At 72.1% G+C, this 25600-nt stretch carries 20 protein-coding genes and 1 riboswitch; of the genes, 13 read left to right on the plus strand and 7 right to left on the minus strand.

Annotation, left to right across the window (positions count from 1 at the left end; all coding sequences use genetic code 11):
• Window positions 1-3 precede the first annotated feature (3 nt).
• Window positions 4-561, plus strand: coding sequence for a 50S ribosomal protein L17 (rplQ, locus tag IW248_RS29130; RefSeq protein WP_196929475.1), 558 nt, complete (start codon window positions 4-6; stop codon window positions 559-561).
• 68 nt (window positions 562-629) lie between these two features.
• Window positions 630-1460 (plus strand): tRNA pseudouridine(38-40) synthase TruA, encoded by an 831-nt coding sequence (gene truA, locus IW248_RS29135; RefSeq protein WP_196929476.1) that lies wholly within the window; start codon window positions 630-632, stop codon window positions 1458-1460.
• 12 nt (window positions 1461-1472) lie between these two features.
• Here truA and IW248_RS29140 read toward each other — a convergent pair whose 3' ends face one another.
• Window positions 1473-2588: a hypothetical protein gene (locus tag IW248_RS29140; RefSeq protein ID WP_231396478.1), complete on the minus strand. Its 1116-nt coding sequence runs from the start codon at window positions 2586-2588 to the stop codon at window positions 1473-1475.
• A gap of 130 nt (window positions 2589-2718) precedes the next feature.
• Between IW248_RS29140 and IW248_RS29145 the strand changes: the two genes are divergently transcribed.
• Genes IW248_RS29145 through IW248_RS29160 form a run of 4 tightly spaced genes read left to right on the plus strand, consistent with a single transcriptional unit; the run spans window position 2719 to window position 6842 of the window.
• On the plus strand, window positions 2719-3324 hold the full coding sequence (locus IW248_RS29145; protein WP_124822879.1) for a class I SAM-dependent methyltransferase: 606 nt from the start codon (window positions 2719-2721) through the stop codon (window positions 3322-3324).
• 41 nt (window positions 3325-3365) lie between these two features.
• On the plus strand, window positions 3366-5045 hold the full coding sequence (locus tag IW248_RS29150) for an ABC-F family ATP-binding cassette domain-containing protein (RefSeq protein ID WP_196929478.1): 1680 nt from the start codon (window positions 3366-3368) through the stop codon (window positions 5043-5045).
• Complete coding sequence (locus tag IW248_RS29155; protein ID WP_196929479.1) at window positions 5042-5842, plus strand: nucleotidyltransferase domain-containing protein; 801 nt, start codon at window positions 5042-5044, stop codon at window positions 5840-5842. Before IW248_RS29150 ends, IW248_RS29155 begins: the two co-directional genes overlap by 4 nt.
• A 55-nt stretch (window positions 5843-5897) precedes the next feature.
• On the plus strand, window positions 5898-6842 hold the full coding sequence (locus IW248_RS29160; protein ID WP_196930410.1) for an aldo/keto reductase: 945 nt from the start codon (window positions 5898-5900) through the stop codon (window positions 6840-6842).
• Window positions 6843-6903: 61 nt separating this feature from the next.
• Here IW248_RS29160 and IW248_RS29165 read toward each other — a convergent pair whose 3' ends face one another.
• Both IW248_RS29165 and IW248_RS29170 read right to left on the minus strand, forming a co-directional pair.
• Window positions 6904-7473, minus strand: coding sequence for a hypothetical protein (locus IW248_RS29165; protein ID WP_231396479.1), 570 nt, complete (start codon window positions 7471-7473; stop codon window positions 6904-6906).
• A 65-nt stretch (window positions 7474-7538) separates the two neighbouring features.
• Window positions 7539-13313 carry a ThuA domain-containing protein gene (locus IW248_RS29170; RefSeq protein ID WP_231396480.1) on the minus strand — a complete coding sequence of 1925 codons (5775 nt, stop codon included), beginning with the start codon at window positions 13311-13313 and terminating at the stop codon, window positions 7539-7541.
• 369 nt (window positions 13314-13682) lie between these two features.
• A riboswitch (TPP riboswitch) is annotated at window positions 13683-13792 on the plus strand.
• On the opposite strand from IW248_RS29170, the gene thiE reads away from it, so the two are divergent.
• The 7 genes from thiE (at window position 13787) to thiC (ending at window position 19723) form a co-directional block, all read left to right on the plus strand.
• Window positions 13787-14413, plus strand: coding sequence for a thiamine phosphate synthase (thiE, locus tag IW248_RS29175; RefSeq protein WP_196929482.1), 627 nt, complete (start codon window positions 13787-13789; stop codon window positions 14411-14413). Its footprint overlaps the riboswitch before it by 6 nt.
• Window positions 14410-15564: a glycine oxidase ThiO gene (gene thiO, locus IW248_RS29180; RefSeq protein ID WP_196930411.1), complete on the plus strand. Its 1155-nt coding sequence runs from the start codon at window positions 14410-14412 to the stop codon at window positions 15562-15564. The genes thiE and thiO overlap by 4 nt, the downstream gene beginning before the upstream one ends.
• A complete protein-coding gene (gene thiS, locus IW248_RS29185; protein WP_124819810.1) occupies window positions 15555-15755 on the plus strand; it encodes a sulfur carrier protein ThiS in 201 nt (66 codons plus the stop codon). Before thiO ends, thiS begins: the two co-directional genes overlap by 10 nt.
• A complete protein-coding gene (locus IW248_RS29190; protein ID WP_196929483.1) occupies window positions 15752-16531 on the plus strand; it encodes a thiazole synthase in 780 nt (259 codons plus the stop codon). The genes thiS and IW248_RS29190 overlap by 4 nt, the downstream gene beginning before the upstream one ends.
• Before the next feature lie 65 nt (window positions 16532-16596).
• Window positions 16597-17331 carry a thiamine phosphate synthase gene (locus tag IW248_RS29195; protein WP_307788408.1) on the plus strand — a complete coding sequence of 245 codons (735 nt, stop codon included), beginning with the start codon at window positions 16597-16599 and terminating at the stop codon, window positions 17329-17331.
• Entirely contained in the window at window positions 17328-18113 is a 786-nt protein-coding gene (thiD, locus tag IW248_RS29200; protein ID WP_196929484.1) for a bifunctional hydroxymethylpyrimidine kinase/phosphomethylpyrimidine kinase, read from the plus strand. The genes IW248_RS29195 and thiD overlap by 4 nt, the downstream gene beginning before the upstream one ends.
• Window positions 18114-18130: 17 nt before the next feature.
• Window positions 18131-19723 carry a phosphomethylpyrimidine synthase ThiC gene (gene thiC, locus IW248_RS29205; protein WP_196929485.1) on the plus strand — a complete coding sequence of 531 codons (1593 nt, stop codon included), beginning with the start codon at window positions 18131-18133 and terminating at the stop codon, window positions 19721-19723.
• Between the two features lie 253 nt (window positions 19724-19976).
• Here the strand turns inward: thiC and IW248_RS29210 are convergent, their stop codons facing one another.
• From IW248_RS29210 to IW248_RS29225, 4 genes are all read right to left on the minus strand, one after another.
• Entirely contained in the window at window positions 19977-23312 is a 3336-nt protein-coding gene (locus IW248_RS29210; protein ID WP_196929486.1) for a hypothetical protein, read from the minus strand.
• A gap of 76 nt (window positions 23313-23388) precedes the next feature.
• A complete protein-coding gene (locus IW248_RS29215) occupies window positions 23389-23697 on the minus strand; it encodes a cupin domain-containing protein (RefSeq protein WP_124819805.1) in 309 nt (102 codons plus the stop codon).
• Window positions 23694-24644: an LLM class F420-dependent oxidoreductase gene (locus IW248_RS29220; protein ID WP_196929487.1), complete on the minus strand. Its 951-nt coding sequence runs from the start codon at window positions 24642-24644 to the stop codon at window positions 23694-23696. The genes IW248_RS29215 and IW248_RS29220 overlap by 4 nt, the downstream gene beginning before the upstream one ends.
• A gap of 2 nt (window positions 24645-24646) precedes the next feature.
• Window positions 24647-25432, minus strand: a complete 786-nt coding sequence (locus IW248_RS29225) for an ABC transporter ATP-binding protein (protein ID WP_196929488.1) — start codon at window positions 25430-25432, stop codon at window positions 24647-24649.
• Window positions 25433-25600: the final 168 nt, after the last annotated feature.

Here is a 25600-nt window from a genome sequence, read left to right on the forward strand (position 1 = left end):
AAAATGCCCACGCCCACCAAGGGCCCCCGCCTCGGCGGCAGCCCCTCGCACGAGCGGCTGATGCTCGCCAACCTGGCGACCGCGCTGTTCCAGCACGGCAAGATCCAGACCACCGAGACGAAGGCCCGGCGGCTGCGCCCGCTGGCCGAGCAGCTCATCACCAAGGCCAAGCGCGGTGACCTCGCCTCGCGGCGGCGGGTGCTGGGTGTCGTCAAGGACAAGGACGTCGTCTACGCCCTGTTCGACCAGATCGCGCCCCGGTACTCCAACCGCCCCGGCGGTTACACCCGGATCGTGAAGACCGGTCCGCGCAAGGGTGACAACGCTCCGATGGCCATCATCGAGTTGGTGGAGGAGCTTCAGGTCGCCGAGCCGAAGGCGAACAAGAAGACCGCCGCCCGCAAGGCCGCGCAGCAGGACAAGGTCGAGGCGCTCGCCCCGGCCGACGAGGCCCCGAAGTCGGCTTCGGCCGACCAGGACTCCGAGGCGCCGGTGTCGGCGTCCGGTGACACCGCCGCCGCCCGCGAGGACAGCGACGAGGCCACCGAGAACAAGGCCTGATCAAGGGCATCGTCGGGCCCGGCACCCCATCGGGGGTGTCGGGCCCGACCCGTAACAGGAGGTACGAGGTGGACGAGCGGATCCGGCTGCGGCTGGACGTCTCGTACGACGGCACCGACTTCTCCGGCTGGGCAGCCCAGCCGACCCGGCGCACCGTCGCGGGGGTGCTCGTCGAAACCCTGGACCTGGTCCTCGGCGTCGGTACGGCCACCGGGCTGACGGTGGCGGGACGGACCGACGCGGGGGTGCACGCCACGGGGCAGGTGTGCCACCTGGACCTGCCGGTGGACGTGTGGCGACAGCACGAGGGGCGGCTGCTGCGTCGCCTGGCCCGGCTGCTCCCCACCGACGTGCGCGTACGGGCGATGACCGAGGTGCCGGCGGACTTCGACGCCCGGTTCTCGGCCACCTTCCGGCGCTACGAGTACCGGGTCACCGATGCGCCCTTCGGTGCCGAGCCGCTGCGCCGGCACGAGGTGCTGGCCTGGCCGAAGCCGCTGGACCTGGCCGCGCTGAATGCCGCAGCGAACGGGCTGGTGGGGGAGCACGACTTCGCCGCGTACTGCCGGCGCAAGGAGCACGCGACGACGCTGCGCGAGGTGACCCGGCTGGACTGGCGTCGCGACCCGGACGGCATCCTGGTCGCCACCGTGCAGGCCGACGCGTTCTGCCAGGCGATGGTGCGGAGCCTGGTGGGGGCCATGCTGGTGGCCGGGGACGGCCGCCGCCCGGTCGAGTGGCCGGGCACACTGCTCAGCCAGCGGGAGCGGTCCAGCGAGGTGACAGTGGCCCCCGCGCGCGGGCTGACCCTGGTCGCCGTCGGCTACCCGAGCGATCCGGCCGAGTACGCCCACCGCGCCACCCTCACCCGCCGGTTGCGGGTCCCGGTCGAGGGCTGACCGCCCACGGGGTCAGTCGCCCGGCAGGCCGTCGTCGCCGCCCTGGTTCGCGTTGCTGCCGGTCGGGACCGCCGTCGGTTGTGCGGCGGTGCCACCGTCGGCCCGGCTCTGGAGCACGCCCCGGCTGAGGTGCAGCTCGATCATGTCGAACAGGATCTCGCGGACCTTGGCGTCACCGGCCTTGACCGCCGCTCCGTCTTTGCGCACGACCAGGGCGTACGCCAGGTAGTGGCCACGGACCTGCCAGCCGACGCGTGCCGGAGCGCTGGCCAGGACATCGGTGCCGTCGACGTCGTCGGCGGTGAGGCCACGGAAACGGCCCTGCCGCTCGTCGAGCAGTTGCCGGAGCCGGTCTCGGGTTCGTTCCGCGCTGACCTTGTCGGTGAGGTTGAACAGGCCGGCGGTGACCAGGTGGCCGTCGTCGGGCGTACTCAGCGTGGCCCGGACGACCTGGTTGCAGCCGAGCCGGACCAGTAGGTCGGCGACCTCGTCGGTGGCGGCGACGGCGCAACTGCCGCTGGACTGGGTCTTGAGTACCTGGTAGCTGGGTTGGCCGTCGGTGAGCTTCAGCTCCTTGCCGGGGAAGAGTTCCTTGGCGGTGAGCGGGGCCTGGTCGGTGTCCCGGGAGTCGAGGGCCAGCCGTTCCGGCGAGGCCGACGTCGGGGCGGCGTTCGGCTGGTACGTCGGGTTGCTCTGTGGCTGCCCGTCGCGGTCGATGAGCAGCGCGGCGGCACCGAGGCCGCAGAGGGCGAGCAGCACCAGAACGGCTGCGCCGCCGATCAGTACCTGCCACAGTCGGCCGCCGCCGCGTCGGGCGGGCGGCTCCACCGGCGTCGCCGAGGTGTAGACCTGGCTGCGGGGCGGGGCGGCTGGGATGTCGGCACGAGTCGGCACAGGCTGCGGCACGTCGGCACGAGTCGGCACAGGCTGCGACAGGTCCCTGCGGGTCGGCACGTGCGCCGAGGATGGCAGCGAGAGCTGGTTCGGCCGGGGCAGCGACGGCGCGGGGAAGCGCGACGGAGACGGCCCGGCAGGCGGGGGCGGAGTCGCGCCGGGCACCGACAGATCGGACCCGGGCTCCGGGTACTCCTCGAAAGCGTCCTCATCGGACTGGTACCGATACACCATGTCGCCCAGAGTAGGAGGCATTGTCCCTTTAGGGGGTAATTTCAGGGAAATGTGCGCGTGCGCCGTGCCAGGTCCGTGGAGAAGAGGATCGCCCCGGCGGTCGTCCCCGGGCCGATGCGAGAATTGCCGCGTGACCGGCGACCACTACTTCACCGCTCAACCCACCAGCGACGCCCCGGCGCGCGAGGTCGAGTTCTCCGTCGCCGACCGCGACTACCGGCTCACCTCGGCCGGCGGGGTCTTCTCCGCCAGCCGCCTCGACCCGGGCACCGCCGTCCTCCTGCGCAAGGCCGAGCTGCCCGCCGCCGACACCGGCGGCGACCTGCTCGACCTCGGCTGCGGGTTCGGGCCGATCAGCTGCGTGCTGGCCGACCTCGCGCCCACGAGCACCATCTGGGCCGTCGACGTCAACGCCCGGGCCCGCGAGCTGACCGCCGCCAACGCGGCCCGGATCGGTGCCGCCGACCGGGTCCGGGTCAGCGCCCCGGACGACGTTCCGGACGGCGTCCGCTTCGCCCAGCTCTGGTCGAACCCACCCATCCGGATCGGCAAGGACGGGCTGCACGACCTGCTGCTGCGCTGGCTGCCCCGACTCGCCCCGGACGGTGTCGGCTGGTTGGTCGTAGCCCGGCACCTCGGCGGCGACTCGCTGCAACGCTGGCTCACCGAGCAGAGCTGGCAGGTCGAGCGGTACGCCAGTCAAAAGGGCTTCCGGGTGCTGCGCGTCACCCGGTAATTGGATATACCCCCCGACCCTCGCTGGGGCAGGATCCCGGCGTGGGATACGTGGACGTGGCAGCGGTCGGGCACATCCTGCCCGACGGTCGGGAACTCTTCGCCGACGTGTCGTTCCGGGTCGGTGAGGGCAGCAAGGTCGCCCTGGTCGGGCCGAACGGCGCGGGAAAGACGACGCTGCTGAGAATGGTGGCCGGTGACCTGCCGGTGCGCAGCGGCGTCGTCGCGCGGGCCGGCGGGCTGGGCGTGATGCGCCAGTTCATCGGCATGATCGGCGACGAGTCGACCCTCGCCGACCTGGCGTTGTCGCTGGCCCCGCCGGCGCTGCGCGACGCGGGCCGGCGGCTCGGCGAGACCGAGGCGGCCATGCGGGCCGCCGAGGCCCACGGCAAGTTCAGCAACGCGGCGGGCAAGGCTCAGCTGGCGTACGCCGATGCACTCGGCGCCTGGGGCGAGGCCGGCGGGTACGACGTCGAGGTGCTCTTCGACACCGTCGCGACGATCGTGCTCGGCCAGCCCTGGGACGCCGTACGGGACCGGCCGGTGCGCACCCTCTCCGGTGGCCAGCAGAAGCGCTTCGCCCTGGAGTTGCTGCTGCGCGGCCCGGACGAGGTGCTGTTGCTCGACGAGCCGGACAACTTCCTCGACGTGCCCGGCAAACGCTGGCTGGAGGCGCGACTGCGCGAGTCGACGAAATCGGTGCTCTACGTCTCGCACGACCGCGAGCTGCTGGCCCAGAGCGCCGACCGGGTGGTCGCTGTCGAGGGCGGCAGCGCCTGGGTGCACCCGGGCGGCTTCGCCAGCTGGCACGAGGCTCGGGTGGCTCGGCACGCCCGCCTCGACGAGCTGCGCCGGCGCTGGGACGAGGAGCACCAGAAGCTGCGCGAGCTGATGCTGATGTACAAGCAGAAGGCCGCGTACAACGACGGGTTGGCCTCGCGCTACCAGGCCGCGCAGACCCGGTTGCGCAAGTTCGAGGAGGCCGGGCCGCCGCCCGTACCGCCGAAGGACCAGGACATCCGGATGCGGCTCAGCGGCGGACGGACCGGCAAGCGCGCGGTCGTCTGCGAGCAGCTGGAGCTCGACGGCCTGACATTCCCCTTCGACCTGGAGATCTGGTACGGCGATCGGTTGGCGGTGCTCGGTGCCAACGGCACCGGTAAGTCGCACTTCCTGCGGCTGCTGGCCCGCGGCGGCACCGACCCGGACCCGGCGAACGGGGCGGTCGACGGCGCTGGGGCGCTCGCCCCGGTGGCGCACGACGGCACCGCCCGCCTCGGCGCCCGGGTCCGCCCCGGGCACTTCTCCCAGACCCACGACCGGCCGGAGCTGATGTCGAAGACGCTCGTCGAGATCCTCTGGCGGGGTGACGAGCACCGCACCGGGATGGACCGGCACGCGGCGATGGGAGTGCTCAGTCGCTACGAGCTGGCCGCGCAGGGCGACCAGCGCTTCGGCACGCTCTCCGGCGGACAGCAGGCCCGGTTCCTGGTGCTGCTGCTGGAGTTGTCCGGGGCGACCCTGCTGCTGCTCGACGAGCCCACCGACAACCTCGACCTGGCCAGCGCGGAAGCTCTCGAAGCGGGCCTGAACGCCTTCGAGGGGACGGTGATCGCTGTCACCCACGACCGTTGGTTCACCCGCTCCTTCGACCGGTTCCTGCTGTTCCGAGGCGACAGCGAGGTGGTGGAGACCCCGGAACCGGTCTGGGACGTCGGGTGATCCCCACCCACCTGCCCGATCGGCTGTGTGCCGTCGGGGGAGTGGTCGCCGTGGCGCTCGGTGGCAGCCGGGCACGCGGCGAGCACCGCCCCGACTCCGACTGGGACCTGGGCCTGTACTACCAGGGTGAGCTGGACGTGCCGGCGCTACGGGCGGTGGCCGCGACGGTCGCCGACGACCCCGGTGTGGCGCTCACCGCCCCGGGCGGTTGGGGGCCCTGGGTCGACGGTGGTGGTTGGCTGCGCATCGGCGGGGTCGCCGTGGACTGGATCTACCGGGACCTCGACCGGGTGTACGGCGCCTGGACGGACTGCCGGGCCGGTCGGTACGAGATCGGGGTGCAGGCTGGGCACCCGTTCGGCTTCTACTCGTCCGCCTATGTCGGCGAGGTGGCGCTGTGTCAGGTATTGGCGGATCCCACCGGCCGGCTGACCCGGCTGAGGGAACAGACCCGGGACTATCCGCCCGCGCTGGCCGACGCGCTGGTCGCCGGTGGCTGGGAGGCCGAATTTCTGCTGACCGGCGCGGCCAAGGCCGCCGCCGGCGGGGACAGCGGGTACGTCACCGGCTGCCTGTTCCGGGCGGTCGGGGTGCTCGCCCAGGTGCTGCACGCCCGGGCGGGCCGGTGGTTGGTCAACGAGAAGGGGATGATCGCCGCCGCGGGGCGACTGCCCGGGGCGCCCGCGCAGTTCGCGCAGCGGGCGCAGGCGCTGCTTGGCACCGTCGGCCGCAGTCCGGCCGAGCTGGCCGCGACCATCAACGCCGCCCGCGAGCTGGTCACCGAGGTGGTCGGCTGAGCCGCCCCCGAGGTGACTCGCAGTCGGCGGGCATAGGGTGAATGCCGTGACTGACATGACCTATCGCCGGCTGGGCGACTCCGGGCTCGTGGTGTCCGTTGTCGGCATCGGCTGCAACAACTTCGGCCGCAAGCTCGACCTCGACGGCACCCGGGCCGTGGTGGACGCCGCCCTGGACGCCGGGATCACCCTCTTCGACACCGCCGACATCTACGGTGAGCCGCAGGGCAGCTCCGAGGAGCTGCTCGGGCAGGCGCTCAAGGGGCGCCGGGACGACGTGGTGGTGGCCACCAAGTTCGGCATGGACATGAACGGCCTCAACGGGCCGGACTACGGCGCGCGTGGTGCGCGGCGTTACATCGCCCGCGCGGTGGAGGCGTCGCTGCGCCGGCTCGGCACCGACCACATCGACCTGTACCAGATGCACGAGCCCGACCCGGGCACCCCGATCGACGAGACCCTCGCCGCCCTGGACGACCTGGTCCGGGACGGCAAGGTGCGCTACCTGGGCAACTCCAACTTCGCCGGCTGGCAGATCGCCGACGCGGACTGGGTCGCCTCGTCCAACGGCCGGTCCCGCTTCATCAGCGCGCAGAACCACTACAGCCTGCTGGAGCGCTCGGTGGAGGCCGAGGTGATCCCGGCGTGTGAGCGGTTCGGCCTCGGCATGCTGCCGTTCTTCCCGCTCGCCAACGGTCTGCTCACCGGCAAGTACAAGCGCGACGGGCAGCCGCCGGCCGGCAGCCGGCTCTCCGGTGGTGGCCGGTACGCGGAGCGGCTCGCCGCGGCCGACTGGGACACCATCGAGGCGATCGAGGCGTACGCGGCCGAGCGGGGTCTGACGATGCTCCAGGTGGCGATCGGCGGGCTGGCCGCCCAGCCGGCGGTGACCTCGGTGATCGCCGGTGCCACCACGCCCGAGCAGGTGCGTGCCAACGCCGCCGCCGGCACCTGGGAGCCCAGCGACGACGATCTGGCGGCGCTGCGCACCGTCCTTTGAGTCGAAAGAAACTGGGCCGGGCCGCTCGTCGCGGCCCGGCCCGTTCGTGAATGCGTTCGGTCTAGCTGGTGCGGCGGCGGCCGAACAGCATGGCCACGCCCATGGCGGCGGCCACGAGCACGAGACCGGCCGCCGCGAACGGCCACCAGTCCGCTCCGCCGCCGTCCGCCGGCTTGGTCACCGCGACCGGCTTGGGCGCCGGCGGTGACTGTGCCGCCTTCGCCTGCACCGTGGCGGTGGCCTTGCTCTGCAGCGGAGCGGGGGCGCTCACCGTCACCTTCCAGGTGCCGGTGGAGAGCACTGGGCCGCTGCTGTAGAAGCCGTGCCCCTCAGGCTGCGGCTCCAGCTGCACCGGCCCGATCCGCTGCCCGTCCGGGCCGGTGGCGGTGAGGACCAGCCGCACCACCTGCTCCAGCCGACGACCGTCGGTGTGGGTGGCCTGGATGGTGACGCCCTCGGCCCCGTCGCCGGCCACCGTGAGTTTGAGCTTGTCGGCCGCAGCCGCCGGGGCGGCCTGAGCGGCCTGGGCCGCCGGGGCGGCCTGAGCCACCGCCGGGGCGGCGGCGGACAGGGTCAGGGCCAGTCCGACGAACACGGCGGCCAACACCTTGCGGATACCCGTCACGGACATCTCCTCACTACCGATGAGGGAGGCCCCTCCCCGACGCCGCAGCGCCGGGGAGGGGCCTCGTCGGATCAGAGCTGGCGACCGGGTGCCAGCCGGGTGGCGTCGCCACCGAGCCGCCCGGTGCCCTTGACCGAGTCACCGTCGTTCGCCTTGACCCCGGCCTTGCTGGCCGCGCCGCCGAGCCGAACGATCATGGCGTCGGCGTCCCGGATCAGGACGTCCCGGACCTCGGCCTCAGGCACCAACGTGGCGTCGGAGGCGAGCGTCCGGAATGCGGTCAGCTGCCGGACTGCCGCCTTGTCGTCGCCGGCCGCCTCGGACGCGCGAACAGCGTCGAGCTTGTTCGACAGCTGCTTGTGCGCCTTGGTCGAGAGCCGCCCCGTCGCCTTGAACCGGTCCAGCAGACTCTGCATGTCCCGGAACGAGGTGGTGACGAAGAACCGGACCGTCGAGGTGGTCTTGTTGCCCGCCTTGTCGGTCGCGGTCACGGTCAACTCGTGCAGGCCGAGTGACAGGTCGTACATGGCCTGCAGAGTGCCGCTGGCGTACGCCTGGCCGTCGAGCTGGCCGACCACGCTGGCGATGCCCGAGGACGGGTCGACGGCCTGCCAGGCCACCCGGACGTCCTGGCTGTCGCCGTAGAGCTGGCCGTCGGCGAGGCCGGACACCAGCAGCGTCGGCTTGGTGCCGTCGATGCGCAGCACCGCCGACTTCAGCGTCTCGACGTTGCCCGCCTTGTCCGTCGAGCGGAACAGCAGCTCGTGCTGCCCGTCACCGGTCACCTCGACCGGCGCCGAGTACGGCGTCCACGCGCCACCGTCCAGCGACCACTCCACCGTCTTGACGCCGGAACCGGCGTCGGTAGCGGCCAGCACGACCGGGATGGTCCCGTTGTGCCAGCCGGCGTCGTTCGCCGGAGCGAACGTCGCCGAGGTCACCGGCGCGGTGGCGTCGATCTTGACGGAGACGGTCTTCGTCGCCTCCACGTTGCCGGCCTTGTCCGTCGAGCGGAACCGAAGTTCGTGCTCGCCGTCCCCGCTGACCGCCACCGGAGCGGTGTAAGCCGTCCAGGTCGTGGCCCCGTCCAGCTGGTACTCCGTACCGGCGAGCCCGCTACCGCCGGCCTCGTCGGCCCCGGTGAGCGTGATCGTCACCGGCCCGGTGTGCCACCCGTCGGTCGGGGTGCCGGAAACCGCCGAGGTGGTGACCGGCGCGGTCTCGTCGGCCACCTTCGTGCTGAGCCGGAAGTAGTCGAACGAGGCGGTCTTCGACGCCGTCTGGTTGGCGCCGAGGGTGAACAGCCCCACCTTCGGGGTGGCCCCGACCGCGCTGGTGGTCAGCGTCGGCAACGCGGTCCAGGTCGTCCCGTCGGCCGAGTACGACGCGGTGAACGTGTCGCCCGTGCGGGCCAGCCGCAGGTGCCACACCGCCGAGGTCAGGTTGCCCGCCTCGGGCTGCGGGTTCTGGACCACCCCGGCGATCTCGCTGCGGAACTCGATCCGCCGCGTCACCGCCTGGCCGGCCTGGTTGTCCGCGATGAAGTCGAACTTCACGTAGTTGTCGTCGTCGGCCTGCACGAGCAGACCGGCCTGCTGGTACTGCTCGTTCAGCAGGCTGCCGTCGACCTTCGTCTCCAGGGTCCAGTCGCCCGACGGCGCGGTCTGGAGGATGAAGTTCTTCGGCCCGGTGTTGTCGGTGCCGTAGATGTCACCGTTGGGCACGTCGATCCGCAACGCGCCATCGGTGACCCGGTAACCGCTCGGGTCCTCCCGCGTCACGGCGTCCCACCGGCACTTGTCCAGCGTGCTGCCGGTGAACTCGTCCGACGGGTCGACCGGGCCGGCCGGAGCATCCGGCGTGACCTGGAACGAGTCGAACGCGGCGTCGACAACCGGCGCCTCGGTGCCTCCGTTGAGCGCGAAGACCCCGATCCGCGGGTTGGTGATGCCGGCGAGCGCGGCCGAACGGCCGACCGGGGTGAAGGTCTGACCGTCGCCCGAGGCGGACGCGGTCAGGTTCGTCCCGTCGCTGGTGATCCGCAGGTACACGGTGTCACCCGCCGGTGCGTCGGTGGCGTCGGCGGCCTCGTTGCGAGGCGTCGCCGCCGTCTCCCGGATGAACTCCACCCGCCGGCTGCCGTTGTACAGCAGGTCCACCTTGGCGTAGTTGTCGTCGTCGCCGTACACCAGCAGGCCAGCCTGCTGGTAGTTGGCAGTCACCGGGAGGGTGACCTTGGTGGTCATCTCCCACGCCCCGGTCGGGGCCGCCTGGAGCACCAGGTTGGTGGCGTCGTTGCGTGCGCCGTAGAGGTCACCGACGCCGGTGGGCAGCCGCAGCGCGCCGCCACTGAGCGAGTAGAGCTGGTTCTCCCGTACGACGCTGGTCCAGCGCTCCTTGTCGAGGCTGTTGCCGTTGAAGTCGTCCGAACGCGCCCCGAAGCAGGACGTGTCCGGCGCGTCGACCCGCACCGGCACTGTGGCGTACGACTTGGCGCCCTTGCTGTCGGTCACCGTGAGGGTGGCCGTGAAGGTGCCCGCGCTGGTGTAGGTGTGGCTGGCGTCCAGTGTGGTCGCCGAGCCTCCGTCACCGAAGTCCCAGGCGTACGTCAGCGGGGTGTCGCCCTCGGCGTCCGTGGCCGTGCCGTCGAAGGCGACGGTGACCGGTGCGGTGCCGGTGGCCGGGGTGGCCGTGGCGCTGACCGTCGGCGGCCCGTTCTCGGTGACACCGCGGCCGACGAAGTCCATCCAGTTGACGTTGAACAGCGAACCCGTTCCGCCGTTCGGGTCGCGGGCCACGAAGTACAGCGAGCCGCTCGCGGCACCGGTGACCGGTGCGCTCACGTCCGTGTACGTCTGCCACGCGCCGGTCGACGGTACGACGGCCGTGGCGACCACCGGTCCGTCCACCGCACCGGCGTGGACCTCGATCCGACCGCCAGCGGCGGCGGAGGCGGCCCGGAACCGGATCTCGGTGATGTTGGTCAGGTTCGCCGGGGCGACCGACCACCAGTCACCGTCCTCGATGAACGCGATGCTCTGGCCGCCACCGGCGGTGTCGGCGCCGGCCTCCCGCGTCACGCCGGCGTCTCCGCCGCCGGTGCTCACCGGGGCGCGCCCGGTGGCGGTGAAGTACTCGGCCTGCTTCTGCTTCGGCTGGAGGACCTCGATCTGCCGGCCGGTCAGGGCGCCGGCACCGCCGGCACCACCCTCGTCGGTGTAGGTGGCCTCGAAGACCGCGAAGACGTTCGCCTCGGCGCCGTGCCCGGAGGCGAGCGACGTCTGGACGGTGCCGGTGCAGCCGGTGTGCTGCTCCAGCGGGTGGGCGTGCTCGTCGTGACCGAGCAGCACCTGCAGCCCCACCCGATCACAGTCGATCTCCCCGTCCTCCGGGTCGGTCACCTTGATCGTGTAGCGGACCTGGTCGCCCCAGTTGAAGAACCCGCCGTCCGGCGGGAACTCGATGGTGACCGTCGGGGCGGTGTTGCCAACTGTGACCGGCACGTTGGCCACCGCCGTACGACCCTTGGGGTTGGTGACGGTGAGCTGGGCGGTGAAGTTGCCCGCCGTGGCGTACGTGTGGGTCGGGTTGGCCTCGGTGGAGGTCTGCCCGTCGCCGAAGGTCCAGGCGTAGGTGAGAGTGCCACCGTCCGGGTCCCGGGAGCCGGCGCTGGAGAAGGTGACAGTCAAGGGCGCCGGACCCGAGGTCGGGTTGGCGGACGCCGCCGCGATCGGTGCGCGGTCACCGGCGGTGTAGTCGATCCGGTAGACGCCGGAGTTGTCGTTGTTGCCGCCGAAGCCGCTGCCCCACTCGATCAGGTACAGCGCGCCGTCCGGGCCGAACTCGAAGTCCATCGGCCGGATCATGCTCATGCCGGTGAGCAGCTGGTTGATGTCCACCAACGACTTGCCGTCGGGGGTCACCTGCATGGTGTACATCTTGTTCTGGTTCCACTCGCCGAGCAGAGCCTTGCCGTCGTAGTACGCCGGCCACTTGCGGTTGGAGTTGAGGTCGGCGTCGTAGCGGTAGGCCGGGCCGCCCATCGGGGCGCCGCCGCCACCGATCTCCGGGTAGCGCGCGTCACCGGCGTACCCGTAGTCGACGGTCGCCGGGACCACCGGCGGGAGGTTGGTCAGGCCGGTGTTGTTCGGCGAGTTGTTCACCGGCGCGGCGCAGTCGAACTTCGCGCCGCTCGGGCCGGACGGGAACGTGTAGTCGTTGTACGCCTCGTTCGTCCCGGTGCAGTACGGCCAGCCGTAGTTGCCCGGCGTGACGATGTTCCACTCGACCAGACCGCGGGGGCCGCGGTCCGGGTTGTTCGTGTTGGCGTCCGGCCCGTAGTCGCCGACGTACAGCGTGTTGGTCTTCGGGTCGGTGCCGATCCGGAACGGGTTGCGGAAGCCCATCGCGTAGATCTCGGGGCGGGTCTTCTCGGTGCCCGCCGCGAAGAGGTTGCCCGCCGGAACGGTGTACGTCCCGTCGTCCTCCGGGTGGATCCGGATCACCTTGCCGCGCAGGTCGTTCGTATTGGCTGAGGTGCGCTGCGCGTCGTAGTCCTGGCGGCCCGACCGCTCGTCGAGCGGCGAGTACGAGTTCGACTCGAACGGGTTGGTGTTGTCACCGGTGGCCAGGTAGAGGTTGCCGTCGCCGTCGAACGTCATGCTGCCGCCGGCGTGGCAGCAGGTGTTGCGTTGGGTGTCGACCCGCAGCACCTGCTTCTCGCTGGCCAGGTTGATGGTGTCCCCGGTCACCGTGAAACGGGACAGCAGGTTGCGGGTGACCCCGTCGTTCGGGGCGTAGTACAGGTACACCCAGTTGTTGGTGGCGAAGTCCGGATCGAGCCGGATGCCGATGAGGCCGTCCTCGTTACCGGTGAAGACGTCCAGGTCGACGGCGGTGACGGTGTTGCCGGTGTCCGGCTTCACGATCTGCACGCGACCGTCGCGCTCGATGTAGAACACCCGCCCGTCGGGGGCGATGTCCAACTCCATCGGGTTGCTGGTGTTGCTGTCCAGCGTGACCTTCTCGAAGTTCGAGGTCTTCGAGGCGCCGCAGTCGGCGTTCTCGACACCTGCCGCGGTGCGGATGCCGCCGAGCAGGTGGGAGAGGAACTCGGGCTCGGCGTACGACTCCCGGGTGTGCCCCAGGCCCGTGTACCAGGATCGGCCACCGTCGTAGTCCTGACACCAGGCGACCGGGTGGTCCGCACCCATCGCGCCGGCGCCGGGGGTGTAGCTCTTCTCGTCCAGGCTGGCCAGCACGTGTACGTCCGGCCGGGGGTTGGTCTGGTAGTTGTACCACTCGTCGAACCGGGACCAGCGGTCCGGCAAACCGGCAGTGGACGGATGGGCGTGGTCCTCCACCTTGACCGTGGCCTGCTGGTTCTGCGGGTGGTTGGCGAAGTACGCGCCGACCAGGTCGCCGTACCAGGCCCAGCTGTACTCGGTGTCCGACGCGGCGTGGATGCCGACGTAACCGCCGCCGGCCTTCACGTAGCGCTCGAACGCCGCCTGCTGGTCGGCGTTGAGCACGTCACCGGTGGTGGAGAGCCAGATCACGGCCTTGTACTTCGCCAGGTTGGCGTCGTTGAATGCGGCGCCGTCCTCAGAGTTGTCAACTGTGAATCCGTTGGCGACGCCGAGCTGTTGGATGGCGGCGATGCCGGTGGGGATGGAGTCGTGCCGGAAGCCGGCGGTCTTGGAGAAGACGAGGACGGAGAAGGGATCGGCTGCGGCCTTTGGCGCCTTCGGCGCCACCTGGCTGACCGGGGCTGCGGCTTTCGCATCCCGTGGGGGGACCTGGGCGGCCGCCTGGGCGGGCGCGCCGAACAGGGTGGTCGAGGCCATGGCCAGGGAGATCAGGGTTGCGGTGATGGGTAAACGGGCACGACGAGAACGGGACACGCCGCCTCCTGTGTCGTAGTGACGGAGATCGCGGGAGTCGGCTCGCCGAAGGCCGTCCCTGATGGAGCCGGTGGTCACACCCTGCCAAGGTGCCCCCACCGACATTTTGTCGAATCGCTGAACAAATTAATTCGGCTGGCTCGATGTCGGGCAAGATGCGGACGGGTAACGGTTCTGCAACGGGGGGCGACATTCCGAACAGGACCGTATGAAGTGCCCCATTGGATCTAGCTCGTTTTGGCGCGGCCCGGTCGTCGGCCGCCGCCGACCCCGCGCCTTGGCAGGCCGGCGGATCTGTCGTACGGTGACACGCAAGTAACCCACGGGAGCCCGGTGTACCGGGCTGAGAGGGGGGCTGACAGCCCCCGACCGTTGAACCTGATCCGGGTAATGCCGGCGCAGGGAGGAGCGTTGCCGTGCCGTCCCTGGGGCGATTGCATCTCATCACCGACACCCGACCCGGTCGCGACCCGCTCGCCGTGGTTCGCGCCGCCCTCACCGTGGCCCACGCCGAGCTGGTGGTGCAGGTCCGGGTCGAGGACTCCGCCACCGACCGCGAGGCGTACGACCTGACCAGGCGGGTGCTGGCGCTCTGCGCGTCGTACGGGGCGACCTGCCTGGTCAACGACCGGTTGCACGTGGCGTTGGCGGTGGGCGCCGCCGGTGGGCACGTCGGCGCCGACGATCTGCCGGTCGCCGCCGCCCGCCGGGTGCTCGGCCCCACCGGCGTGCTGGGCGCCACCGCCCGCGCCCCGGGCCCGGCGAGCGACGCCGTCGCGGCGGGCGCCAGCTACCTGGGCGTCGGGCCGTGCCACACCACAAGCACCAAGACCGGCCTGCCGGATCCCATCGGGCCCGCCGGGGTACGCGCCGTCGTCGACGCCGTCGACGTTCCGGTCATCGCGATCGGCGGAGTGACCGCCGTCCGGGTGCCGGCGCTGCGGGCCGCCGGGGCGTACGGGGTGGCGGTGGTCGGTGCCGTCTCCGCCGCCGCTGACCCGGCACGGGCCACCGCCGAGCTGATCGAGGCCCTGACGTGCTGACCGGCCGGTCCCCGTCACCGCCGTCGAGCGACCGGGTCCGGCCGGACGTGGCAGTGGTGGGGGCGGGGCCGATCGGGCTGGCGATCGCCTGGCGTTGCGCCGCGCGAGGGCTGCGGGTGGAGGTGCACGATCCGGCACCAGGTTCGGGGGCGTCGGCGGTGGCCGCCGGCATGCTCTCCCCGGTCGCCGAGGCGTACTTCGGTGAGCGGCAGCTGACCGGGTTGCTGCTGGCGTCAGCCGCCCGCTGGCCGGCGTTCGCCGCCGAGCTGACCGAGCTGACCGGATGCCAGATCGGCTACCGGACCGAGGGCACCCTGGTGGTCGGGCTCACCGGCGACGACCTGGCCGAGGCGCGCCGGCTGTGGGCGTACCAGCAGGCTTTGGGTTTGCCCGTGACGCCGCTGCGCCCCAGCGAGCTGCGCGACCGCGAACCGGCGCTCGCCCCACGGGTGCGCGGCGGCGCCCTCGCGCCCACCGACCACCAGGTCGACCCCCGGCTGCTGGTGCCGGCCTTGCGCGCGGCCGCGCAGCGGACTGGCGCGGTGCTCGTGCCGCGGCCGGTCCGACACCTGTCCGATGTGGACGCCGAGGTCACTGTGGTCGCCGCCGGTTGCGGGGCCGCCGCGCTCACCGGCCTGCCCGTGCGGCCGGTGAAGGGCCAGATCCTCCGACTCCGCGCGCCCGACGGCGTCGCGCCGGGCTTCCGGCACGTGATCCGGGGGTACGCCGACGGCGAGCACGTCTACCTGGTGCCCCGAGCCGACGGCGAGGTCGTGCTCGGCGCGACGGTCGAGGAACGCTCCGACACCACTGTCACCGCAGGCGCTGTGCAGCGGCTGCTGCGCGCCGGGGTCGACCTGCTGCCCGAACTGGCCGAGTACGACCTGGTCGAGGCGATCGCCGGGCTGCGCCCGGGCACCCCGGACAACGCGCCGATCCTCGGGCCGCTGCCCGACCGGCCGGACGTCCTGGCCGCCACCGGGCATCACCGGCACGGCATCGTGCTGACCCCGATCACCGCCGACCTGATCGCCGATCTGGTGCTCGGCGGCGTACCCGACCCGCTGCTCACGCCTTTCCGGGCCGACCGCTTCGGCGGTGCCGCGTCGGGCGGACCTGAAGCCACGACGGAGGGGGACCTGTGGAGTTGACCGTGAACGGGACCGGGCGCAGCGTCGCCGCTGACGCGTCGGTGGCGGATCTGGTCCGCGACGTCGTGCCGCACCCGCGTGGGGTGGCGGTCGCGGTGAACGGCGAGGTGGTGCCCCGGGCCGGCTGGCCGGCGCGGGTGCTGCGCGACGGTGACCGGGTCGAGGTGCTCACCGCGGCGCAGGGCGGGTGAGCGGCGTGCCATTCGAACTGGGTGGGGAGACCTTCACCTCACGCCTGATCCTTGGCACCGGCGGCGCCGCGAACCTGCACGTGTTGGAGCAGGCGATCCGGGCGTCCGGCACCGACCTGGTCACACTGGCGCTGCGCCGGGTGGGCACGGCGCCGGGCTCCGCCGGTGGGCTGCTGGAGCTGCTGGACCGATGCGGCGTACGCCTGCTGCCGAACACCGCCGGCTGCCACACGGCGACCGAGGCGGTGAAGGTGGCCCGGCTGGCCCGGGACGCGTTCGACACCGACTGGGTCAAGCTGGAGGTGATCGGCGACGAGCGAACCCTCCTGCCCGACGGGGTGGAGCTGCTCCGCGCCGCCGAGGAGTTGGTCGCCGACGGCTTCACCGTGCTGCCGTACACCAGCGACGACCCGGTGCTCGCCCGCCGCCTCGCCGACGTGGGCTGCGCCGCGGTGATGCCGGCCGGCTCGCCGATCGGTTCGGGGCTCGGCATCGGCAACCCGCACCACATTCGACTCATCCGGCAGGTGGTGGACGTGCCGGTGATCCTCGACGCCGGCATCGGCACCGCGTCCGACGCGGCGCTGGCGATGGAGCTGGGCTGTGACGGGGTGCTGCTGGCGAGCGCTGTCACCCGGGCCGCCGACCCGGTGGCGATGGCCACCGCGATGCGGTACGCGGTCGAGGCCGGGCGCCTGGCCGCGGGCGCGGGCCGGATCGCCCGCCGCTTCCACGCCCTCGCCTCCACTCCCGACGAGGGAAGACCCGACCTGTGACCGGCTTGGTGCCGCCCACGGATCTTGGAAGCTATCTGCCCCTGGAGGGGCCTATTCCTTCCAAGATCCCGTCGGGGGTCGTCGTCCTGACCGATCGGCTGGCCGCTTCCCGGGGCCTTGAGCGGGTTATCGCGGGAGCCATGGCCGGGGGAGTGCGCTGGGTGGTGCTGCGGGAGAAGGACCTGCCCCGCGCCGAACGCGCCGCCCTCGCCGCCGCCCTGCGCGCGATCCTCGCCGACGTCGGCGGGACCCTCGTAGTGGCCGGCCCCGACCCGCTCGGCGGCGACGCCGTGCACCTACCCGCCGCCGGCCCGTACCCACCACCAACCCACCGCCTGGTCGGCCGCTCCTGCCACGACGAAGCCGAGCTGAACCGCCTGACCACCGAGCACTACGCCACCATCTCCCCAATCTGGCCCACCAGAACAAAGCCGGGCTACGGCCCACCATTGGGTGTTGCCGGGCTGGCCAGCCTGGTCCGCGCCAGCCCGGTACCCCTGCTGGCCCTAGGCGGAGTCGAAACCCCAGACCAGGTAACCGCCTGCGTCAAGGCGGGAGCCGTCGGGGTAGCGGTGCTCGGCGCACTAATGCGAGCCAAAGACCCGACCGAGACAGCCGCGATTCTGAACAGCGCTTATGTCGAGGCGGTCACACCCAAGCTCTCAAAACCCGGCGCGGAGGCACCCAGGTCCCCACGAGCGGGGCTGCGGCCGACCGTGCCCACGCAGGGATCAAGCCTGACCGCCCGGAGTGGGCACGGTCGGCCGCAGCCCCAAACCGCAACCAAAGAGGCAACATGACCCCGCGAACACTGCTGACAATCGCAGGCTCAGACTCCGGCGGCGGCGCCGGCATCCAGGCCGACCTCAAGGTCTTCGCCGCGCTGGGCGCGTACGGCACAAGCGTCCTCACGGCTGTCACCGCGCAGAACACCCGGGGTGTCGACGCGGTGCTGCCGCTGCCCCCGCGCACCGTCATCGAGCAGTTGGACAGCGTCCTCACCGATTTCACCGTCTGCGCCGTGAAGACGGGGATGCTCGGCACCCCGGCGATCGCGGACGTGGTGGCCGAGGCGGCCCGGGACGGCCGGCTGCCTCAACTCGTCGTCGACCCGGTGCTGGTCGCCACGAGTGGTCACCGGCTCGGCGTGGTGGGCGCTGTGGAGCGGCTGCTGCCGTACGCCAGGGTGGCGACCCCGAACTGCGCGGAGGCCGCGGCGATCACCGGACGCCCGGTGGACGACGTGGCCGCGATGGTCGTGGCCGCCGAGGCCCTGGTGGCCGGCGGCCCGGAGTACGTGGTGGTCACCGGCGGGGACCTCGACGGGGGTGAGGCGGTCGACGTGCTGCACGGCGGCGGCGTCACCACAGTGTTGCGCGCACCCCGGGTGACCACCCGGCACACCCACGGCACCGGGTGTTCGTTCTCGGCGGCGATCGCGGTGCGGCTCGGTCTGGGCGACCCGGTGCCGGCCGCCGTGGGGGCCGCAAAGGAGTACGTGCTCCGTGCGCTGACCGGCGCGCGGGGCTGGGAGCTGGGCGCGGGACGTGGGCCGCTGAACCACTTCGGCTGGTCCGCTTGATCACCAGGGAGGCTGTCATGCACGCACGAGGCAAGGTGTACGTCGAGGGTTCGCGGCCGGATGTCCGGGTGCCGTTCGCGGAGGTGGGGCTGACCGGAGACCTGCCGCCGGTGCGGCTCTACGACACGTCCGGTCCCGGTTCGGACCCGGAGGTGGGGCTGCCGCCGCTGCGCGGACCGTGGATCGCCGAGCGGGGTGACGTGGCGCCGGTGCGGGGTGCGGGCACGCCGCTCGCCGGGGTGGACGGTCACCGGCCCACCCAGCTCGCGTACGCGCGGGCCGGTGTGGTGACCCCGGAGATGGAGTTCGTGGCGATCCGGGAGAACGTCGACCCGGAACTCGTACGGGCCGAGATCGCCGCCGGTCGGGCGGTGCTCCCGCTCAACGTCAACCACCCGGAGTGCGAGCCGGCGATCATCGGTAAGGCGTTCCTGGTCAAGGTGAACGCCAACATCGGCACCTCCGCGGTCAGCTCGTCGGTCGCTGAGGAGGTGGAGAAGCTGACCTGGGCCACCCGCTGGGGGGCGGACACCGTGATGGACCTGTCCACCGGCAAGCGGATCCACGAAACCCGTGAGGCGATCGTGCGGAACTCGCCGGTGCCGATCGGGACGGTGCCGATCTACCAGGCGCTGGAGAAGGTCGGCGGCGACCCGGTGAAGTTGAGCTGGGACGTGTTCCGGGAGACCGTGATCGAGCAGGCCGAGCAGGGCGTCGACTACATGACCGTGCACGCCGGTGTGCTCCTGCCGTACGTGCCGCTGGCCGTGGACCGGGTGACCGGGATCGTGTCCCGAGGCGGTTCGATCATGGCGGCGTGGTGCCTGGCGCACCACGAGGAGAACTTCCTCTACACCAACTTCGAGGAGCTGTGCGCGCTGCTCGCGAAGTACGACGTGACGTTCTCTCTCGGTGACGGGCTGCGCCCCGGCTCGATCGCCGACGCCAACGACGAGGCGCAGTTCGCCGAGCTGCGCACCCTCGGCGAGCTGACGAAGATCGCCTGGGCGTACGACGTCCAGGTGATGATCGAGGGCCCCGGCCACGTACCGATGCACAAGATCAAGGAGAACGTGGACCTGCAACAGGAGTGGTGCCACGAAGCGCCCTTCTACACGCTCGGTCCGCTGACCACCGACATCGCGCCCGCGTACGACCACATCACCTCGGCGATCGGCGCCGCGATGATCGGCATGTTCGGCACGGCGATGCTCTGCTACGTCACGCCGAAGGAACACCTCGGCCTGCCGGACCGGGACGACGTGAAGGCGGGCGTGATCGCGTACAAGATCGCGGCCCACGCGGCGGACCTGGCCAAGGGGCACCCCGGCGCGCAGGACTGGGACGACGCCCTGTCGAAGGCCCGGTTCGAGTTCCGCTGGGAGGATCAGTTCAACCTCTCGCTGGATCCGGAGACCGCGCGCTCGTACCACGACGCGACCCTGCCCGCCGAGCCGGCGAAGACCGCGCACTTCTGCTCGATGTGCGGCCCGAAGTTCTGCTCCATGAAGATCACCCAAGAACTCAAGGAGTACGCGGCGCGCGGCATGAAGGACAAGTCGGAGGAGTTCGTCTCCGGCGGCAGCCGGGTCTACCTACCGCTCGCCTGACCCACCTGGAGGGTGGGCCGTCTCCGGGGCGTCCCGGGTGTCCCTGGGCCTCGCGGGTCCCTGGGTCCCGCGGGCGTCACGGGGTCGGCCTGCGTGCCCGCTGGGCGGAGGCGTCGCGGGGCGATCGACTCGGGTTCATGGATGTCGGGGTGTCCAGGTCGGTGGGATAGCCCGGTTTCCGTGAACCCGAGTCGATCAAACGGCGGCCGATCGGTGCGTTTGCGCCCGGCGCGGTGGAGTCAGTCGCGGTTGGTCATTCGCGATGGTGTCGACCGGTGGAGCGCAACGACCGGCGGCCGTTTTCCTGCTCGGGCTCGTTGTCCGACACCGGCTTGCTCAGACCGGCGACCCAGTCGACGAATTCCTCGTCCTGGGTCGCCAGCGGTTCCGCCGAGTCCGACGTTGTCGGGCTCTCCTCGTCCGCGCGGGACCGGTTGCGGCGGAACAACCCGCCGAGCCGCCCTCGCCGGGAGGGTTGCTCTGCCAGCTTCGGGGGCGTCGGCGCTGCCGACGTGGCGTCAGTAGGCGCCAAATCGTCGGCGTCGGCGCTGCCGCTGGTAGTAGCGCTGCTCGTGGTGGCGCTGCTCGTGGTGGCGCCGGCGGCGGTTGCGCTGTTGGCGGGGGCGGCGGTGGCGCTGGTGGCGCTGGTGGCGGTGCCGGAGGGCGCGCCCACCGCGCCCGGGGACTCTGCCCGGCCCGGGTGTTCGGCCGGAGCGGTCGTCGCGCTGGCTTCGGTCGGCGCTGTCCGTGCCGTCGAGCTGTCCTGCGATTCCGCCGACCTGGCGCGCCGAGAGGTGTCGAATGCGTTCCAGGTGCCGGCCCGGCTCAGGTCCGGCAAGGGTGCCCGATGCCGGGGCCTGGGCATCGGCTCGCTCGGCTCGTCGGGCCCGCTCGACCCCTCCGATGCCGTTGCCCCAGTGGCCCCCGGCTCGGAGGTCTGCGGTGGCACCGTCCACGTCGAGGTGACCGGCCAGGCCGACGGCGCGGGCGTCCAGCGGTCCGCATCCGGGTCACTGGCGGCGGTGGCCCCGAACAACCCGGCGCCGGGAACGTCCTCGGCGGCGGGCCGTGCGCTGTCGGTGCCACGAACCCCGGTGATTGCAGAATCGCTGGCCGGGGAGGTCGCGTCGGCCGGTGCTGCTTTGCTGCCCGGGCCGGCCTTCGGGACGCGCGGGGAGACAGTGGCTTCCGCACCAGGGTGGCCGGTCGCGGTCGTCGGTACCGCCGGTGCTCGCGTCGTGCCGGTCGCGGTGGTCGGTGCTTGCGCCTCGCCCGCGGTGGTCGGTTCCTGTGTGGCGTTGGTTGCCGTGGTCGGGGATTCCGGGTCGGTAGGCGCCTGCGTCGAGTCGGCTCCGGCGGTCGCCGAGGTGGCCGGCGCTCGCTTCGACCCGGTGACGGGGGTGGCCGGTGCTCGCTTCGTGCCGGTAGCGGTAGCGGTGGCGTCTGCTGCTGCCGTGCCGGCGGCAGAAGCAGAGGCAGCCTCGATCGTCGAACTCGACTGCTCACCCGGGCTCCCCTGGCTGGCCACCGGAGTGCCGGCGGTCGCGTCGGAGCCGGTGCTGTCGGCGGACCTGCCCGGCCGGGTGCCCTTCGTGGCGCGGCCAGTGGCCGTCTCGCGGGTGACTGTCTCGCCGGGGGTCGTCTCGCGGGTGGTCGTCTCGTTGGCGGTCGCCGAGCCGTCAGGCGACACGCCGTCAGCCGTGTCGGAAGCGGTGGCGTCCGGGTTGGCCTTCGACTTGCGGGGCCGTCGCGGCTTGATCGTCAGCGGCGCCTCGGGCGTGCCGTGGTCGGCCGTTCCCGCGCTGGTCGCCCCCGTGCTCGTGCCCGACCCCGCGCTCGCGCTGGTCGTGCCCGCGCTGGTCGTGCCCGCGCTGGTCGTGCCCGCGCTGGTCGTGCCTGTGCCGGTCGGGGCCGCCCCCGACGGGGTCGTGCCCGTGGCGGCGGCGACGGAACTGGAAGCGCTCCTGCCAGTCGGGGATGTGCTGGTCGCCTCCGTGCCACTGCCGGTGCCGCCCGCGGCAGTGCTGGTCCGGGCCGTGCTGCCGGTGGCGGGAATGGGCGTGCCGGCGCTGGGCGTGCCGGCGCTGGGTGTTTCCGGGCTGGTCGGAACGGCTGCGGACCTGCGGGTGGTGCGCCTACTACCGGTCGGCCTGCCGCTCGTGTCCGTCGCCGCGCTGCCGGCCGGCTCGTCGACCGCTCGGCCACCCGTCGGGGTCGCGGCGTCGGTGCGTCCGGCCGTGGTGCTGGTCGGGGTGGCGTCGGCGACGTTGCTGACGTCGGTGCCGGCCGAGGGCTCGGCCGTGGCCGGGACACCATCACGGCGCGCCGGAGGCGTCTGCCCCTTGGCGGTGAACTCACCGGTCGGCGCGGTCAGCCAGGCGGCGGGCTGAGTCGGGGCGGCCGGAGACGAAGGAGCGGCCTGAGACGGAGGAGCGGCGGGAGACGGAGGAGCGGCCTGAGACGGAGGAGCGGCGGGAGTCGGGCCGTGCTGGCCGCTCGCGGTGGTCGTCGGCCAGTCCCAGTGGGCCGGGACTGTGCGTACGCCATCGGGGTCGCCCGCTGCCCGCGGACCCGCAACGACGCCGCCGGGCTGCGTGGTGGCCAGCTCGGCGTTGGTTGTCTCCGTGTCGGGGCGTTCGGCGGTGTCCCGGTCGTTCGTGGCGCTGGGCAGCGCCGGGCCGGCGGGCAGTGGGCGCAGGATGGCGGTGGGCTCGATGGCCTGCGGGTCGGTGGTACGGGTGCTCGTCGGCCAGCGCAGCAGCGCGGCGGCGGCCGCGCCGAGCGCCCCGGCGAGGATCGCGATCAACGAGCCGTAGTAGGGGGTGGCCTGGTAGCGGTCCACCGCGTCGCCCGGACCGGCGGTCAGGTAGGCGAACGCCACCAGTACCGGACCGGCCACCCCGGTGGCCCCGCTGACCAGTGGAACCTGGCCCCGCCAGCGAGCCAGCGCGGCGGTAGCCGCGCCGGCCAGTAGCGCCACGGTGGGCAGCAGGAGCAGCGCCAGCCGCTGTGCCGCGGCGTCGTCGAGCCAGCTCGGTTCCAGTACGCCGAGTCGGACGGTCGGCAGTGGGCCGGCGGTGCCGAGCGACGGTAGGACGGAGATCAGCGCCAGGAGCCAGACCGCGCCGGCCACGGCGGCCATGTTCCAGCCCAGCTCGGGCCGGAACAGGACGGCGATCGCCGCGCCTGCCCCGATCACCGCGCCGACCACGGCGCAGATGCCCACCGCCCAGACCGGGTCGACGGAGATCAGCTCCGCGGCGCGGGCGGGCTGCATGCAGAGCGGGGCGATGACTGTGGCGCCGAGCGCTGCCGCGCCAGCGACCGCCAGTTGCCGGCCGGTGCTGGCTGCCGGGGCGTCGCGGCGAGCGAGGCGTCCGGTTACGACGGCGCCGGCGACTGCGGCGTTCGCGGCGAACCAGCCCACCCAGACCAGCTGGGCCGGCCACTGGTTGACTGTCGTACCGGTGAATGCGCCGGTCAGGCGAACAATGCCGAAACCGTATGCGACGCCGAGCTGGCCGGCTCCGGCCAGCACGCTCACCCCGAGCGCCGTGAGCAGCAGTCTGCCCCAGGTCCGAAAGGCCATGTCCGGCACGTTACGCACCTGGTACACCCGATCGCCACCGGCGCGCCGCGCGGCACACCGGTGGCCATCGGCGGGTCTACTTGAGTTCGACCAGCCGGGCCAGGTAAGTCGTATCTCCGACATTGGTCAGCATGTGCACCGCGCCCGGGTCCCGGTAGACCACTCCGCCGGTGGGCTCGTCGGCGTCGATCCGGGTCCCGTCGACAGTCTGTATAACGTTCTTGGCGCCCTCGATCGCCACCACAAGGTAGGGGTGGTCGTGCCGGTGCAGCGGCTGCCGCTCGCCCGGCTCGAGCCGGATGTGCCAGACCCGGACCCGGTCGTTCTCGTACACGATCTCCTGACCCACCGGGCCGAGTTCGGTTCCGTCGATCACGTCGGTCATCGTGCTCCGTCCAGTTGGGGCAGCACCTCGGCGGCGATCAGCTCAAGGTGGTCGAGATCATCGAAGTCGATCAGGCGTAGGTGGACCCGCGTGGTGCCGATCGCGGCGAACTCACCGATCCGCTGCGCGAGCTGCGCGGGGGACCCGACCACCGGGTCCTCCGGTGGCAGCGCGCTCTTCTCGTGCAGGGGCGCGGCCCGACGCTGGGCCTCCGCGTCGGTCCGGCCGATGGCGACGACGATCCCGGCGGAGAGCACCAACGGGTCGCGCCCGGACTCCGTCCGTCCGGTGCGCTCACACGCCTCGCGCACCCGGTCGTACGCCTCGGCGGTGGCGGCCACGGATTTGAACGGCATGTTGAACTCGTCGGCGTACCGGGCGGCCAGTTCGGGTGTGCGCTTGGGCCCACGTCCGCCCACGATGATCGGCGGGCCGGGCACCTGCACCGGCTTGGGCAGGGCGGGAGCGTCCACCAGCCGGTAGTGGTCGCCGGTGTAGCTGTAGGTCTGGCCGGGCGGGGTCGCCCACAGCCCGGTGAGCACCTCAAGCTGCTCGGCCAGTCGGTCGAAGCGCTCGCTGACGGCTGGGAACGGGATGCCGTACGAGGTGTGCTCGCGCTCGTACCAGCCGGCGCCGATGCCCAGGTCGACACGGCCACCGCTCATCTGGTCGACCTGCGCGACCATCACCGCGAGGGGACCGGGCAGGCGGAACGTGGCCGACGTCACCAGGGTGCCGAGCCGGATCCGCTGGGTTTCCCGGGCCAGGGCGGCGAGGGTCAGCCAGGCGTCCGTGGGGCCGGGTAGGCCCGGGTCGGCGCCCATCGACTGGTAGTGGTCGGCGCGGAGGAAGCCCTCGTAGCCGCATGCCTCGACCAGCCGGGCGAACCGGAGCTGGGTGTCGTAGCTGGCGCCACGGTTCGGCTCGGTGAAGACCGACACCCGCATGGTCAGTGTCCTTCCGCGCCGGCGGTGGCCGGCTGCTCGCGTTCCATCAGTAGTTCGTGCAGGTCGGCGCTGACCTGGGCGACGTCGGCCAGGTGGGCGTTGCGGCCCAGCGTGCGGGGCCGGGGGATGGTCACGTCGACGACCTTGCGGATTCGGCCGGGGCGGGGGCTCAGCACGACCACCCGGTCGGCGAGCAGCACCGCCTCGTCGATCGAGTGGGTGACGAAGACGATTGTCGGCTTGTTCTCCATGTGCACCCGCTGGAGTTCGCCGGAGAGTTCCTCGCGGGTGAGCGCGTCCAAAGCGGAGAACGGTTCGTCCATCAGCATCACCCGGGGGTTGCCGATCAATGACCGGCACAGCGACACCCGTTGCTGCATGCCGCCGGAGAGTTCGTGCGGCAGCCGCTTCTCGAAGCCGGCCAACCCGGCCACGTCGAGTAGTTGCCGGGCCCGTTCCCGGTGCTTGGCACGGCCCCAGCCGAAGACCTCCACGGGCAGCAGGACGTTGTCCAGCACGGTGCGCCAGGGCAGCAGCGCCGGCTTCTGGAACAGCATGGCGATGTCCTGGCGGGGGCGGGTGATCGGCGTACCGGCGACGGTGATCTCACCGGCGCTCAGCGGGAGCAGCCCGGCGATCAGTCGCAGCAGGGTGGACTTGCCGCAGCCAGAGCGGCCGAGCACGGCGACGAACTCGCCCTCGGCGACGTCGAGGTCGATGCCGCGCAGCGCCTCGACCCGGCCGGATCGGCCCTCGAAGGTACGGGACACCCCGGACAGTCGGATCATCTCCGGCGTACCTCCGCTGAGTCGACGGTCAGGAATCCGACAAAGGCTAGCTGCCCGCTCGAGGTATGGCACCGCGTGGGGTGGTCGTCAGGTTGTTTCCGTTCCGCAACCCGATACGCCTGGCGTCGCAACTGTGGGTTTCTCGTACGCTGTGCCCGCGAAGAGTCC

It is taken from the genome of Micromonospora ureilytica (assembly GCF_015751765.1).
Lineage (GTDB): Bacteria > Actinomycetota > Actinomycetes > Mycobacteriales > Micromonosporaceae > Micromonospora > Micromonospora ureilytica.

Bases quoted from the DNA above. Each gene is read 5' to 3' on its own strand.
- rplQ (WP_196929475.1), top strand. From the start codon at position 4: ATGCCCACGCCCACCAAGGGCCCCCGCCTCGGCGGCAGCCCCTCGCAC.
- IW248_RS29140 (WP_231396478.1), bottom strand. From the start codon at position 2,588: ATGGTGTATCGGTACCAGTCCGATGAGGACGCTTTCGAGGAGTACCCG.
- IW248_RS29160 (WP_196930410.1), top strand. From the start codon at position 5,898: ATGACCTATCGCCGGCTGGGCGACTCCGGGCTCGTGGTGTCCGTTGTC.
- IW248_RS29165 (WP_231396479.1), bottom strand. From the start codon at position 7,473: ATGTCCGTGACGGGTATCCGCAAGGTGTTGGCCGCCGTGTTCGTCGGA.
- IW248_RS29170 (WP_231396480.1), bottom strand. From the start codon at position 13,313: ATGGCCTCGACCACCCTGTTCGGCGCGCCCGCCCAGGCGGCCGCCCAG.
- thiD (WP_196929484.1), top strand. From the start codon at position 17,328: ATGACCCCGCGAACACTGCTGACAATCGCAGGCTCAGACTCCGGCGGC.
- thiC (WP_196929485.1), top strand. From the start codon at position 18,131: ATGCACGCACGAGGCAAGGTGTACGTCGAGGGTTCGCGGCCGGATGTC.
- IW248_RS29210 (WP_196929486.1), bottom strand. From the start codon at position 23,312: ATGGCCTTTCGGACCTGGGGCAGACTGCTGCTCACGGCGCTCGGGGTG.
- IW248_RS29215 (WP_124819805.1), bottom strand. From the start codon at position 23,697: ATGACCGACGTGATCGACGGAACCGAACTCGGCCCGGTGGGTCAGGAG.
- IW248_RS29220 (WP_196929487.1), bottom strand. From the start codon at position 24,644: ATGCGGGTGTCGGTCTTCACCGAGCCGAACCGTGGCGCCAGCTACGAC.
- IW248_RS29225 (WP_196929488.1), bottom strand. From the start codon at position 25,432: ATGATCCGACTGTCCGGGGTGTCCCGTACCTTCGAGGGCCGATCCGGC.